14 protein-coding genes and 1 other RNA gene are annotated in these 12,918 nt (G+C 67.6%); 7 read left to right on the forward strand and 8 right to left on the reverse strand.

Annotation, left to right across the window (positions count from 1 at the left end):
* The first annotated feature begins 133 nt into the window (after positions 1-133).
* From mce to A3OM_RS0101850, 5 genes are all read left to right on the forward strand, one after another.
* The gene (mce, locus tag A3OM_RS0101830) at positions 134-538 is read left to right on the forward strand and encodes a methylmalonyl-CoA epimerase (protein ID WP_018042032.1); all 405 of its coding nucleotides are present in this window, start codon (positions 134-136) and stop codon (positions 536-538) included.
* Positions 535-879 carry a DUF1467 family protein gene (locus A3OM_RS0101835; RefSeq protein ID WP_018042033.1) on the forward strand — a complete coding sequence of 115 codons (345 nt, stop codon included), beginning with the start codon at positions 535-537 and terminating at the stop codon, positions 877-879. The genes mce and A3OM_RS0101835 overlap by 4 nt, the downstream gene beginning before the upstream one ends.
* A 442-nt stretch (positions 880-1,321) precedes the next feature.
* Positions 1,322-2,647: a proline--tRNA ligase gene (gene proS / locus A3OM_RS0101840; protein ID WP_018042034.1), complete on the forward strand. Its 1,326-nt coding sequence runs from the start codon at positions 1,322-1,324 to the stop codon at positions 2,645-2,647.
* Between the two features lie 7 nt (positions 2,648-2,654).
* A complete protein-coding gene (locus tag A3OM_RS0101845; protein ID WP_018042035.1) occupies positions 2,655-3,959 on the forward strand; it encodes a lipoprotein-releasing ABC transporter permease subunit in 1,305 nt (434 codons plus the stop codon).
* Between the two features lie 17 nt (positions 3,960-3,976).
* The gene (locus A3OM_RS0101850; RefSeq protein ID WP_018042036.1) at positions 3,977-4,690 is read left to right on the forward strand and encodes an ATP-binding cassette domain-containing protein; all 714 of its coding nucleotides are present in this window, start codon (positions 3,977-3,979) and stop codon (positions 4,688-4,690) included.
* A 21-nt stretch (positions 4,691-4,711) separates the two neighbouring features.
* On the opposite strand, the gene A3OM_RS0101855 is transcribed toward A3OM_RS0101850, so the two are convergent.
* The 8 genes from A3OM_RS0101855 to A3OM_RS0101890 all read right to left on the reverse strand — a co-directional run bounded on the left by A3OM_RS0101855 (position 4,712) and on the right by A3OM_RS0101890 (position 10,851).
* Positions 4,712-5,965, reverse strand: a complete 1,254-nt coding sequence (locus A3OM_RS0101855; protein ID WP_026175624.1) for a glycosyltransferase — start codon at positions 5,963-5,965, stop codon at positions 4,712-4,714.
* A 464-nt stretch (positions 5,966-6,429) separates the two neighbouring features.
* Entirely contained in the window at positions 6,430-7,443 is a 1,014-nt protein-coding gene (locus A3OM_RS0101865; RefSeq protein ID WP_018042040.1) for a peptidoglycan -binding protein, read from the reverse strand.
* Positions 7,443-8,408 (reverse strand): MotA/TolQ/ExbB proton channel family protein, encoded by a 966-nt coding sequence (locus A3OM_RS0101870; protein ID WP_018042041.1) that lies wholly within the window; start codon positions 8,406-8,408, stop codon positions 7,443-7,445. Before A3OM_RS0101870 ends, A3OM_RS0101865 begins: the two co-directional genes overlap by 1 nt.
* A 121-nt stretch (positions 8,409-8,529) precedes the next feature.
* Positions 8,530-9,351: a TIGR00282 family metallophosphoesterase gene (locus A3OM_RS0101875; RefSeq protein WP_018042042.1), complete on the reverse strand. Its 822-nt coding sequence runs from the start codon at positions 9,349-9,351 to the stop codon at positions 8,530-8,532.
* Positions 9,352-9,360: 9 nt separating this feature from the next.
* Entirely contained in the window at positions 9,361-9,948 is a 588-nt protein-coding gene (locus tag A3OM_RS0101880; protein ID WP_018042043.1) for a 5-formyltetrahydrofolate cyclo-ligase, read from the reverse strand.
* A non-coding RNA gene (gene ssrS, locus A3OM_RS24960) (6S RNA) lies at positions 9,938-10,095 on the reverse strand. Before ssrS ends, A3OM_RS0101880 begins: the two co-directional genes overlap by 11 nt.
* A gap of 68 nt (positions 10,096-10,163) precedes the next feature.
* Positions 10,164-10,523 carry a cell division protein ZapA gene (locus A3OM_RS0101885; protein ID WP_018042044.1) on the reverse strand — a complete coding sequence of 120 codons (360 nt, stop codon included), beginning with the start codon at positions 10,521-10,523 and terminating at the stop codon, positions 10,164-10,166.
* A 31-nt stretch (positions 10,524-10,554) separates the two neighbouring features.
* A complete protein-coding gene (locus tag A3OM_RS0101890) occupies positions 10,555-10,851 on the reverse strand; it encodes a DUF4164 domain-containing protein (protein WP_018042045.1) in 297 nt (98 codons plus the stop codon).
* A gap of 425 nt (positions 10,852-11,276) precedes the next feature.
* Between A3OM_RS0101890 and gap the strand changes: the two genes are divergently transcribed.
* A complete protein-coding gene (gene gap / locus A3OM_RS0101895; protein ID WP_018042046.1) occupies positions 11,277-12,284 on the forward strand; it encodes a type I glyceraldehyde-3-phosphate dehydrogenase in 1,008 nt (335 codons plus the stop codon).
* Between the two features lie 85 nt (positions 12,285-12,369).
* Positions 12,370-12,894, forward strand: a complete 525-nt coding sequence (locus A3OM_RS0101900; protein WP_018042047.1) for a hypothetical protein — start codon at positions 12,370-12,372, stop codon at positions 12,892-12,894.
* Positions 12,895-12,918: the final 24 nt, after the last annotated feature.

The raw sequence follows: 12,918 nt of genomic DNA on the forward strand, positions 1-12,918 counted from the left end.
GCGTAGCGAAGGCCTCGAAGGAGCCCTCCAATGCGCGTTGCGATCACTGAAGGGCTCCTTCGAGGTCGCTGGCGCGGCACCTCAGGATGAGGGGGATGGGTAGGATCACAAGAACCAAAAGAGGGAGCAGACCATGATCGGACGCCTGAACCACGTGGCCATCGCCGTGCGTGACCTCGATGCGGCCTGCGCCATCTATCGTGACACCCTCGGCGCCACGGTCACCGAGCCCCTGCCGCAGCCGGAGCACGGCGTCACGGTGGTGTTCGTGAACCTGCCCAACAGCAAGGTCGAGCTGATGTCGCCGCTGGGCGAGGGCTCGCCCATCGAGAGCTTCGTGGAGCGCAACCCGAATGGCGGCGTGCACCATGTCTGCTACGAGGTCGACGACATCATCGCCGCTCGCGACAAGCTGAAGGCCCAGGGCGCCCGCGTCCTCGGCACCGGCGAGCCGAAGATCGGCGCCCATGGCAAGCCGGTTCTCTTTCTCCACCCGAAGGACTTCCTCGGTACCCTCGTCGAGCTGGAGCAGGTGTGAGCGGCGTGAACGCCCTCGTCCGGACCGTCTCGGCGACGGTCTGGCGCACGCTGGCCACCATGGTCGTCATCGTCTCGGCCGTGGCGGCTCTGGCCGTGGTGTTGTTCAAGCTGACGGTGTTCGGGGCCTTCGCCCTGTATTTCGTGGTGTGGTGGACGCTGCTCTTCGTCATCCTGCCGCTCCGCAATCAGGTCGAGACCGATCCGTCGCGGATCGTGCCGGGGCAGGATCCGGGGGCGCCCGCGGCGCCGCGTCTGCTCGAGAAGGCGATCTGGACGACGTTGCTCGCCAGCCTCGTGTTTCTCGTGGTGATCCCGATCTTCGAGCTGTCGGGGCTGTAGCGCCGCGATCGGGTGGCGGACCGGTTCGGCCTGCCCCCATATCCGCGAGTCCGCTTCGGCCATAAAAAAAGCAAGGCGCGAGCCTTGCTTTTGAGACGACAGATGACGTGTCAGCCTATTTTATCTCACGCATTTCTGACGGCGTGGCGGCTGAAATTTCCTCCCGAGACTCGGACCTCGCGCTGCCTCTCCGGGCGTCGCGACCATCACGGTGGCGCTTATAGGAACTGGATTGCGCATTGTCACGCCTCCGGAGATGATTCCTGGCGTTTTTTTGCAAGACTTGGAGGGTTTGGGCTCCATTTTCGCCTGCGACCCGGTTCCGTGACCATGCGGGGCTTTCGCTAAGCCGCACGGCGCTTGTCTTTTCTCGATGCAATGTGTTGTGTGCCCCGCAACGATGCGCGGTACGATCGCGCTCCAAAACGATCCAGGGTTCCCGATGCGTCTCTCCCGCTATTTCCTGCCGACCCTGCGCGAGACGCCCAAGGAGGCGGAGATCGTTTCCCACCGCCTGATGCTGCGAGCCGGCCTGATCCGTCAGGAAGCGGCGGGCATCTATGCCTGGCTGCCCCTGGGCCTACGCGTGCTCAACAGGGTCTGCGCGGTGGTCCGCGAGGAGCAGGATCGGTCCGGCGCCATCGAGTTGCTGATGCCGTCGATCCAGTCGGCGGAGTTGTGGAAGGAATCCGGCCGCTACGAGGCCTACGGCAAGGAGATGCTGCGCATTTCCGACCGGCACGACCGCGAGATGCTGTTCGGCCCCACCGCCGAGGAAGTGATCACCGAGATCTTCCGCGGCAGCGTGCGCTCCTACAAGGACCTGCCGAAGAACCTCTACCAGATCTCCTGGAAGTTCCGTGACGAGGTGCGGCCGCGCTTCGGCACCATGCGCTCGCGCGAGTTCCTAATGAAGGACGCCTACTCGTTCGATATCGATCAGGCGGCGGCCCGGCACGCCTACAACAAGATGTTCGTCGCCTACCTGCGCACCTTCGCCGGCCTCGGCCTCAAGGCGATCCCCATGCGCGCCGATACCGGCCCGATCGGCGGCGATCTCAGCCACGAATTCATCATCCTGGCCCAAACCGGCGAGAGTGAGGTGTTCTGCGACAAGCAGTATCTCGATTTCGATGTCCCGCCGGTGACCACCGATTTCGACGACGTCGCCGGCCTCCAGGGCACCGTGGACCGTTGGACCTCGCTCTACGCCGCCACCTCAGAGATGCACGAGCCCGCCGCCTTCGCCGAAGTCGGCGAGGACAAGCAGATGGCCGCGCGCGGCATCGAGGTTGGGCACATCTTCTATTTCGGCACCAAGTATTCCGAGGCCATGGGCGCCAAGGTCACCGGGCCGGACGGCGTCGACCGCCCCGTGCATATGGGTTCCTACGGTATCGGCCCGAGCCGGCTGGTTGCGGCGATCATCGAGGCCTCGCACGACGAGGCCGGCATCATCTGGCCGGATTCCGTGGCGCCCTTCGACGTCGCCCTCATCAACCTCAAGACCGGAGACGCGGCCACCGACGCGGCCTGTGCCGAGATCCAGGCCAACCTCGAGGCCAGCGGCCTGACGGTGCTCTACGACGACCGTGACGAGCGTCCCGGCGCCAAATTCGCCACCGCCGACCTCATCGGCCTGCCCTGGCAGGTCGTGGTGGGGCCGCGCGGCCTCGCCGAGGGCAAGGTCGAGATCAAGCGGCGCTCCGGCGGCGAGCGCGAGAGCGTGGCTCCCATCGATCTGATCTCGCGCCTGAAGCGGAGCTGAGGCCGGTATGGCTCTGGCAGAGACGGTGAAGGAACGGCTGGCGGGTCTCTCCGGCCTGTTCAAGCGCGGCAGCACGCCGCCCTTCGCGGCCTTCGAGTGGATCATCGCCGGGCGCTATCTCCGCGCCCGGCGGCGCGGCGGCGGCGTCTCCGTCGTCGCCTTCTTCTCCGTCCTCGGCATCACCCTGGGGGTCGCCACCCTCATCATCGTGCTCTCGGTGATGAACGGGTTCCGTACCGAACTGCTCTCGAAGATCGTCGGTATCAACGGCCACGTCTTCGTCACGCCCATCGACAAGCTGTTCACCGATTACGTCGATCTCTCCGACCGCCTCTCCAAGGTCGCCGGCGTCCGCTCGGCGATTCCCCTTGTGGAAGGTCAGGCCTTCGCTTCATCGCCCTATGGCGGCAGCGGCGTCCTGGTGCGCGGCATCAGGGGCGAGGACATCGATTCCATCGGGTCCATCGCCAAGACCATCCGGGGCGGCACGCTCGACGGGTTCGACGACGGCACCGGGGTCGCCATCGGCCGGAGGCTCGCCGAATCGCTGGGCCTTCAGGCCGGCGACCAGATCACCCTGTCCACGCCTAAGGGCGCGACGACACCGTTCGGCACCGCGCCGCGCACCAAGGCCTATACGGTCAAGGCGATCTTCGAGATCGGCATGACCGAGTTCGACGCTACTTTCGTGTTCATGCCGCTGGCCGAATCCCAGGCCTTCTTCAACCGTGACAGCGACGTCAGCCTGATCGAGGTCTATCTCGACAATGCCGATGCGGTGGCGCAGCTGCGGCCGGATCTCGAGATGGCGGCAGAGCGGCCCGTCCTTCTCACCGACTGGCGCCAGCGTAACCGAACCTTCTTCGGGGCGCTGGAGGTGGAGCGGAACGTGATGTTCCTCATCCTCAGCCTGATCGTCGTGGTGGCGACCCTCAACATCGTCTCCGGCCTGATCCTGCTGGTGCGCGACAAGTCGAGCGACATCGCGATCCTGCGGACGATGGGGGCGACCCCCGGGACGGTGATGCGGGTCTTCCTCATCAACGGGGCGCTCATCGGCGTGGTCGGGACGCTGGGCGGGCTGGCACTGGGCACGCTCATCACCCTCAACATCAAGCCGATCCAGCGGGTGCTGTTCCCCTCCGCCTGGGACCCGACCGTGCGGTTCCTCGCCGAGATCCCCGCCGAAATGAATTCCGGTGAGATCACGGTGGTGGTTCTCACCTCCATCGCCCTGTCGCTCGTGGCGACGCTCTATCCCTCCTGGCGCGCCGCCCGGCTCGATCCGGTGCAGGCCCTGCGTTACGGCTGAGGGGAGATTCAACCATCATGACCACCTCTGCCGACGAGGCCGGTGCGCCGCCGGTCCCGGCCCTGTTCTTCGCCAAAGTCGAACGCCGCTACGCGCAGGGAACGGGAGCCCTCGACATCCTGCGCGGCGCCGATCTCGCGATCTGGCCCGGCGAACTCGTGGCCCTGGTGGCACCCTCGGGGGCGGGTAAATCCACGCTGCTCCACCTCGCCGGACTGCTGGAAAGACCGGACGGGGGCGAGGTCTATATCGGCGGCCAGCCCACGGCGGCCATGCCGGACGCCGAGCGCACCCGCTTTCGCCGCGAAGAGATGGGCTTCGTCTACCAGTTCCACCACCTCCTGCCGGAATTCTCGGCCTTGGAGAACGTGGTGATGCCCCAGCTCATCCGAGGCCTCGGGGCCAAGGAGGCCAAGGCGCGCGCCACCGAGCTCCTGAGCTTCCTCGGCCTGAAGGAGCGTCTGGTCCACCGCCCGGCCGAATTGTCGGGCGGCGAGCAGCAGCGCGTCGCCATCGCGCGGGCCGTCGCCAACGGCCCGCGCCTGCTGCTGGCCGACGAGCCCACCGGCAACCTCGATCCGCACACGGCGGCGCATGTCTTCGGCATCCTCGTCTCGCTGGTCCGCGCCTCGGGCCTCGCCGCGCTCGTGGCCACCCACAACATGGAGCTCGCCGCCCGCATGGACCGGCGCGTCACCATCCGGGACGGGTTGATCGAGCAGCTGGCCTAAGGCCGGACCGCCCTGCCTCCGTCACCGCCGGCGGGGCGCCATTTGCTCGATCGCGTCGCAGGCGGCGGAGACCCCGTCCAGCCCGTCGAGACGCATCCTCAGATCTCCGCAGGCTCGAGCCACCTCGGCCGAGGCCAGAAGACGGCGAAGTCGCCGCGCGCCGCGCGCGGGCGTGAAACGGCGACGGCTCAGGCTCGTCCCGGCGCCGAGGCGCTTCACCCGCGCCGCCTCGTCGAAATGGTCGAACGCCACCGGCACGATCATCTGCGGCGTGCCGGCGGCCAAGGCCTGCGCCACGGTGCCGATCCCGCCATGATGGATCAACGCCGCCGACCGGGGCAGCAGGACGCTGAGCGGCGCGTAGGGGACATGGATCAGGGGCTCCGGCAGGGACTCGGGAACCTGACCATGCTCAGGAGCGAGGAGCACGCCCCGCCGACCCAGACGCTTGCAGATGGCGAGGGCGGTTCGGAAGAAGCCCGATGCCTGGCGCATGGCCGATCCGTAAGTGAAGACCAGGGGGGCATCCCCGCCCCTCAGGAACCGCGTGAGGCGGGGCGCGAGGCAGTCCGTATCGCCGAAGCGATCCGCGATGGGAAAGCCCACATGCATGGCCTGCCGGGGCCAATCCGGCTGCGATGCCGCGAACCAGTCGGGAAAGAGCAGCAGGACACGGGAGGGGCTGTTCCACCAGTAGCGCAGCCGACGCACGGGTTTGAGGCCGAGTTCCTGCCGAAACGCGTTGACGGTCGGCAGGGCGGCCGGACCGATCACGTATTTGTCGGCGCCCCGGCCGACCCAGTGCCGAACCCGGGACGGGGTCCAGGCGGGAAGCGGCACGCCCGGCAGGATCGGGGAGGCGTAGCGGCTCTCCATCAGCAGTGGCATCGCGTGGATCGTGATGACGGGAAGGCGCAGCTTCTCCTGTGCCACGCGTGCGCCGAAGGCCAGCGTCGAGGCGACCACGATCGAGTGGCCCTTGCGCGCGTTCGTGGCGATCCAGCGATAGGTCTGCTCCGTGGCGGCGGCGATGTTTCCGAACAGGGCGGCGGCCCCCCGGCGCGGATGCCAGAGCTCGGGATCCGCGGTGATGCGGCGATAGTCGCAATCGTCCCCGAGGGAATGGAAGGGCAGGCCGATCCGCGCCGCATGATCCGCGAAGGGGGCGGGGGCGGCCAGGATCACATCTTGTCCACGACGGAGAAATTCAGCGCCGATGGCCAGAAACGGAAGGATGTCGCCATGGGAACCGATTGCGACCAGGTGTATTCGCATTCGACCATTCACATAGGATAGCGAAAATGGCCAAGAATGGGGTGCTGTCCGCGGTTCTTCGCCCTGATTGACCTTTCAAGTGCTTCAGATTCGCATGGGTTGCGCGGGGAGGACTATTTGTCTCCTTTCGCACAAAGCCCGGCGGGCGATCGTGAGGGTCCCCCGCCCGGTGTGAGGGGAGCATTTCGGGGGGCGGAGGAGACCGTCGAGGCCGGAAGCATGGCGGCAGCCGCCGCGCCGAGTCCGCTTGTTAACCGCGCGCTAACCACATCACGAGCCGGCCGTAACAACCGCTTTACACAGAACAAAACAAGAACAAAGATCGTCACGTCAACGAGAGGCGATCACAATGCTCAAGCGGATGATCCTGACCGGCGCGGTGGAATTCATGGCCTTCGGGTTGCTCTCCGGCGCGTTCGTCGTCTGGGCGGTGGCGCTGGCACCTCTGCGGTAGGGGGCCTGCCTTAACGTTCGGTGAGCTTCAGCTCGATGCGGCGGTTGCGGGCGTAGACGTCGTCACCGGTACCGGCCTCGATGGGCTGGAATTCACCGAAGGCGGCGGCGAGCAGGCGCTGGGGCGGGATGCCCCTTCCCGCCATGTACTGCACCACGGCGATGGCGCGGGCGGCCGAAAGCGACCAGTTCGACGGGAATTGCGAACTGGCGATGGGACGGGCATCGGTATGCCCGTCGACACGCAGGACCCAGGGAATGTCCGCCGGGATCTGCTTCGACAGATCGAGGATGGCGGTAGCGATCCGGTCGAGTTCGGGCGCCGCCTCGGGCTTCAGGCTCGCTGAACCCGCCGGGAACAGCACCTCCGATTGCAGGACGAACCGGTCGCCGACCACGCGGATGTCGCTGCGGTTGCCGAGGATCTGGCGCAGGCGGCCGAAGAAGTCCGAGCGGTAGCGCGCGAGTTCCTGAACCTTCTGGGCGAGGGCCACGTTCAGCCGGCTACCGAGATCGGCGATGCGGGCCTGGCTCTCGCGGTCGCGGCTCTCGCTGGCGGCCAGCGCGTCCTCCAGGGCGGCGAGCTGGCGGCGCATGGCGCCGATCTGCTCGTTGAGGAGATCGATCTGCGACGCGGCGCGGGCATTGGTGGCGCGCTCGGCCACCAGCTGCTTGTCGAGCTCGCCCTGGCGGTTGTCGCCGCTCGCGGCGGCGCCGGCCTGTTCCTTCAGCTTGTCGCGCTCGGCCTCGGTGCCCAGCAGCGTGGTGCGCAGGTTCGAGGCCTTCTCCTCCTGCGCCCGGCGGGTGGAGCGTTCCAGCGCCAGGAGGTCGGTGAGGTCGGCGATCTGCCGGTTGAGCCGGTTCAGCACCGAATCGCGGCCCGTGATCTCCTGGGACAGGAAGAACTGCCCGACGACGAAGATCGTCAGCAGGAAGACGACGGCGAGCAGCAGCGTCGCCAGGGCGTCGACATAGCCCGGCCAGACGTTGAGGCTCCGGTCCCGGCGCGTGCGCAGCGAGGCCATCAGGTCTTCTCGCGGCCGAGCCGGTCGAGCACCTGCTTGAGTTCACGTTCCCGCGTTGCCTGAGCCTCGACCCAGTCGCGGATCATCTGCTGCTCGGCCCGCATGTGCTGGACGAGCCCCTGGATGCCCTCCGCGAGGTTGGTCATCGCCTGGGTCGCCACGCGGCCGTTGGCGCCCTCCGAGATGATGGCCGACAGCCTGTCCACCGCCTCGGTGAGTTCACGGGCCGAGGCCGGCTCCTGCGCCGCCACAGGAGGCGCCGCCGCGGCCTGCTCCTCGCCGGAGACCAGCCAATCTTCCAGTTCGTTGTGGAAACGGGCATGGGCCTGGCCCGCCTGGAGATCGAGGAAGCCGGTGACGAGCGAGCTCGACAGGCCGAACAGCGAGGCGGAGAAGGCGAGGCCGATGCCGGAGAGCGGCTTGGCGAGGCCGTTCTTCAACTCGTCGAACATCGCGCTGGCCTCGCCGCCGCCGCGCATGCTCTGGATCACGCTGCCCACCGCGCTCAGCGTGTCGATGAGGCCCCAGAAAGTGCCGAGCAGGCCCAGCAGGATCAGCAGCCCGGCGATGTAGCGCAGGATCTCGCGGCCCTCGTCGAGGCGCGCCGCCACGGTGTCGAGATAGGAGCGGATGCCGGCCTGCGTCGTGCCCTCGCGCCGCGCCAGGATCGCCGGGGAGAGGGGCGCCAGGAGCGAGGGCGGCTTGGCCGAATCCTCACCGGCCGCGACCGCGTTGACATAGGCGACCTCGCGGAAGAGGCGGATCACCTGGCCGAAGGCGAGCAGGATGGCGATGAGGAGGACGCCGAGGATCAGCCCGTTCAACCCGGCATTGGCGCGGAAGGCCGGCGTGATCTGTCGGAACAGGACGAAGGCGAGAAACCCGACCAGGGTCAGGAAGACCAACATCCGGATCAGGTAGATGCCCGGGCGGCTCAGGGGGGCAGTCGCGGAGCGGGTCGCCATGGGATGTCGGGGACTCTCTCTGCGCGGGCTCGCGAAACGGGCGGGTCGACCGTGCCCGCACCTTGGCTTCATGCCCCGCTGCGATCAAGCCGCAGTGAGGCTCATCACCAGCTCAAGGGGCCTAATCCCAGGAGCGAGGCCAGGTTTCTTCGAGATGCGGGCCGAGGCGGACCGCCGAGACCATGGTGGCGAGTCCCGTCGCATTGTCGGTCTCGACGGCGATCCCGCACAACGTGCCCTTGCCCTGGGCCGCTTCCAGGCGCGCGCCGGGGGTCTTCTGCAGGAAGCGCCTCAGGGGCTCGTCCTTCTGCATGCCGAGGATCGAATCGTAATCGCCGCACATGCCAGCATCCGACAGGTAGGCGGTGCCGCCGGGGAGGATGCGGTGGTCGGCGGTGGGGGTGTGGGTATGAGTGCCGACGACGAGGCTGGCGCGGCCGTCGAGGAAGTGCCCGAAAGCCTGCTTCTCGCTGGTCGCCTCGGCATGGACGTCGACGATGACGGCGTCCGCCACCTCGCCGAGGGGACAGGCGGAGAGTTCGCGCTCGGCGGAGGCGAAGGGATCGTCCAGCGCGTCCATGTAGATGCGGCCCATGACGTTGAGGACGAGGACGCGGCCGCCCCCCCGCGTCTCCACCACGGTGGCGCCGCGACCCGGAGTACCGGGCGGGTAGTTCGCCGGGCGGACGAGGCGCGTCTGCCGCTGGATGAAGACGAGGGCTTCGCGCTGGTCGAAGGAATGGTTGCCCAGCGTCACCGCATCGGCGCCCGCCTGGAGGAGTTCGTCGCAGATCGCCTCGGTGATGCCGAAGCCGCCGGCCGCGTTCTCACCGTTGATGACCACGCAATCGAGGCGCCAGCGCTCGCGCAGTTTCGGCAGCCGGTCCATCACCGCATTGCGGCCGGGGCGGCCCACCACATCGCCGAGGAAGAGAAGTCGCATGTGTCGGTGTCAGTCCCGGACGAGCGGGACCGGTCCCGCTTCGGTGATGAGATGGTCGAGGGGCTGGTCGTGCGGCTCGGAGGGCACGGTCCCCACCTCCTGGACGGAGAAGGCGATGCCGATCGTCAGGACCGGGCCGTTGCGGGAGAGCCGCTCGATGGCCTGATCGTAATAGCCGCGCCCGTAGCCGATGCGATGCCCGCGCCGGTCGAAGGCCGCCAGCGGCACGATGAGGGCGGTGGGATCGAGGGGCGGAAGGTCGTCGCGCGGCTCGCTGAGGCCGAAGGAGCCCGGCACCAGCGCTTCTCCCGCCCGCCATTCGCGGAACACGAGGCCATCCGGCGTCACCTTGGGGAGGGCGACCCGCTGGCCACGCGCGAACAGCATCTCGATGAGGGGAAGCGGATCGACCTCGCTGCGGATCGCCCAGAAGGCACCGACGACCGCCGCATCGGCCAGGGCCTCGACCCGCATGACGCTCTGCGCGATCCGCAGGCCGCCGGCCCGGCGGGTCTCGGGATCGAGTCCGTCGCGCCGGGCGAGGGCGTGCTTGCGAAGCTCGGCTTTCAGGGCGGAGAAATCAGAGTGCGGAGCCACGTGAGCCGTTGGAGTTGCGATCCCGGGAAACCTACAGTGTAGGTGGGCGCCGTGTTGGCCAAGTCCAGGGACAGGGCCAGGGACAGCTCCCTGGGGAGTCGATAAGGCCCCGGGGAAAAGTACTCCTGACGAACCCCGCAGCACCGCTCGACTCATGTAGCGTCGGCGGGCGTTTCGCGCCAGGGGGGAGGGGCGGGCAATCGTTCGCGGAACGCTCATCCCGCCGCCAGCGCATGTGCCAGCCGCTCGATCCTGTCCGCCGCCCGGCCGAGCCCTTCGGCGATACGGGCCTCCTCGTTGGCGCGGAGGGAGTCCGCAGTCTCGACGCGCTTCCGGAGCGTGACCGTTTCGGCCTCGAGATCCGCCAGGCGACGCTTGAGCTCCGCGAGTTCGTCCCCCTGGGTGAGGGCAGCCATCACATGCAGGCGCATGTCGCCGATCTCGCCGAAGGATTTCCTCATGTCGGTGACGCGGGTGTCGAGTTCTGCGGCCAGAGCCGAGAGATGCGCCTCCTCGCCTTCGGCGCAGGCCATCCGGTAGCTCTTGCCGTCGATGGTGACGCTGATCTGGGGCATGTCCGACAGGGCTGGTGTGAGAGGTGGCAGACTAGCGTGCGACGCGGGGGCGGGCCAGCACGCCCTCCACCGCTTCGATCGCCCGCCCCAGGCGGTGGCCGACATCGCTCGTGGTCGCCTCCACCGTGGCGAGGCGCGCGCTGGCGGCGTCGAGTTCCGCCGCGAGGCGCGCGCGATCCTCCGCCATGATCGCGAGCTCCGTTTCCAGGTCGCCCGGTTCGCGCTCGGCCTCGAGGCGATGGGCCACCGAGGCCTCGAGGCGGGTCAGGACCGTATCGAGCCGAGCAAGGGCATGGTCCACGTTCGGCCGGTCTGGCGTCTGGCTCATCGTTCTACCTTCCGCCGGATCATGAAGGAGCTGGCGCATCTGTTTCGGAAACGCGGATTTGTAGCCAAACCTCTGTCGATCCGCGCGCGAAATCGACGCTTTGCCATCATATGCGGGGAAGGAAAACGAATCGATCGGGCAAAACCTTTGCCAGCGGTTTCCCCCATGTTAGAGACCGCGCGCCCCTCGAACCGACCGCCGGATTGGAAATTCGAGCCTGTGACCCGTTCGGCCATCGATCCCGCATCGGTCCTTTCGCGGACGCATGAGGGTCCGAGGATGGGCCAATCGGTTCATCTGACGTTCAACGGTGCACATGACACAGCGACGCCGAATGGCGGCTCCGCCCCTCCGGCCCGCTGTCTCGCTCTTGCTGCTTACGGGTTCCGCGAGGTCGGCGCCCGGTACATAGAAGGATTCACGCCGTGTCGGTGAAGGTTGCCATCAACGGGTTCGGACGCATCGGTCGCAACATCCTGCGCGCCATCCACGAGGCCGGCCGCAAGGATATCGAGGTCGTCGCGATCAACGATCTCGGCCCCGTCGAGACCAATGCCCACCTGCTGCGCTTCGACTCGATCCACGGCCGCTTCAACGCCAAGGTCGAAGTGGACGGCGACTTCATCGTCGTCGACGGTCAGCGCATCAAGGTCACCGCCGTGCGCAACCCGGCCGAGCTTCCGCACCGCGAACTCGGCGTCGACATCGCCCTGGAATGCACCGGCATCTTCACCTCGAAGGACAAGGCCAAGGCCCATCTCGACGCCGGCGCCAAGCGCGTCATCGTCTCGGCCCCCGCCGACGGCGCCGACCTTACCGTGGTCTACGGCGTCAACCACGATCAGCTGACCGCCGATCACCTCGTGATCTCGAACGCGTCCTGCACCACCAACTGCCTCGTGCCGGTGGCCAAGGTGCTCAACGATCTCGTCGGGATCGAGCGCGGCTTCATGACGACGATCCATTCCTACACCAACGACCAGCCCTCCCTCGACCAGATGCACAAGGACCTCTACCGGGCCCGTGCCGCTGCCCTGTCGATGATCCCGACCTCCACGGGCGCGGCCAAGGCCGTCGGCCTCGTCCTGCCGGAGCTGAAGGGCAAGCTCGACGGAACCTCGATCCGCGTGCCGACCCCCAACGTTTCGGCCGTCGACCTCGTGTTCACCGCCAAGCGCCAGACCTCCGTCGAGGAGATCAACAACGCGATCCGCGCCGCGGCCGACGGTCCGCTGAAGGGCGTGCTGGCCTATACCGACCAGCCCAACGTCTCCATCGACTTCAACCACGATCCTCATTCGTCCACCTTCCACCTCGACCAGACCAAGGTGATGGACGGCACGTTCGTGCGTATCCTCTCCTGGTACGACAACGAGTGGGGCTTCTCGAACCGCATGGCGGACACCGCCGTGGCGATGGGAAAGCTGCTCTGAGAGCAGCGCTTCCGGGCGGCCCGTGGGCCGCCCGGGATGCCTCGTGAACGACACCCTTTGATCGACCAGCACTGGTGCGTCCGACATGACCGAGCCTTCGCCGACCCCGTCGACCGGAACCAGCTTCATCCCGGGCGCCAAGACTTCTGATAGTAAGACTTCCGAGAGCACCGCGCTCTCGGGTGCGGCGCCGTCGCCGGTACCCGAGACCCAGGCGATCGCCAACCAGCAGGCGACGCCGCCGCTCGTGGTCGTCAAGGCCGAGCCCCTGGCTCAATCCGCGCCCGCCCCATCCTCGCCCGGCAGCGACCAGCTCGCCCGCATCGAAGACAAGTGCGCGCGGATCGAGGACAAGTACGCCCGCTCCGAGGCCCTGCTCTCCCGCGTCGAGGAGAAGATCGAGGGGGCGACCACGCGCATGAGCGAGGCAGCGCGCCAGTCCGACCTCGCCGCCCTGCGCAGCGAAGTCCGCGCCGTCGCCGACCGCACGCGCCGGCTGCCCGGTTCCGGGGCCCTGGTGCTGACGGCGATCATCACCGCCGTGCTCACCGTGGTGCTGACCATCGCCGCCCAGCGCTTCCATCTCGACGGGCTCATCACCCCGCGCTGACATTTCTCTCGACGACACTGAAGG

The sequence above is a fragment of the Methylobacterium sp. 88A genome (assembly GCF_000376345.1).
Classification (GTDB): Bacteria; Pseudomonadota; Alphaproteobacteria; order Rhizobiales; family Beijerinckiaceae; genus Methylobacterium; species Methylobacterium bullatum.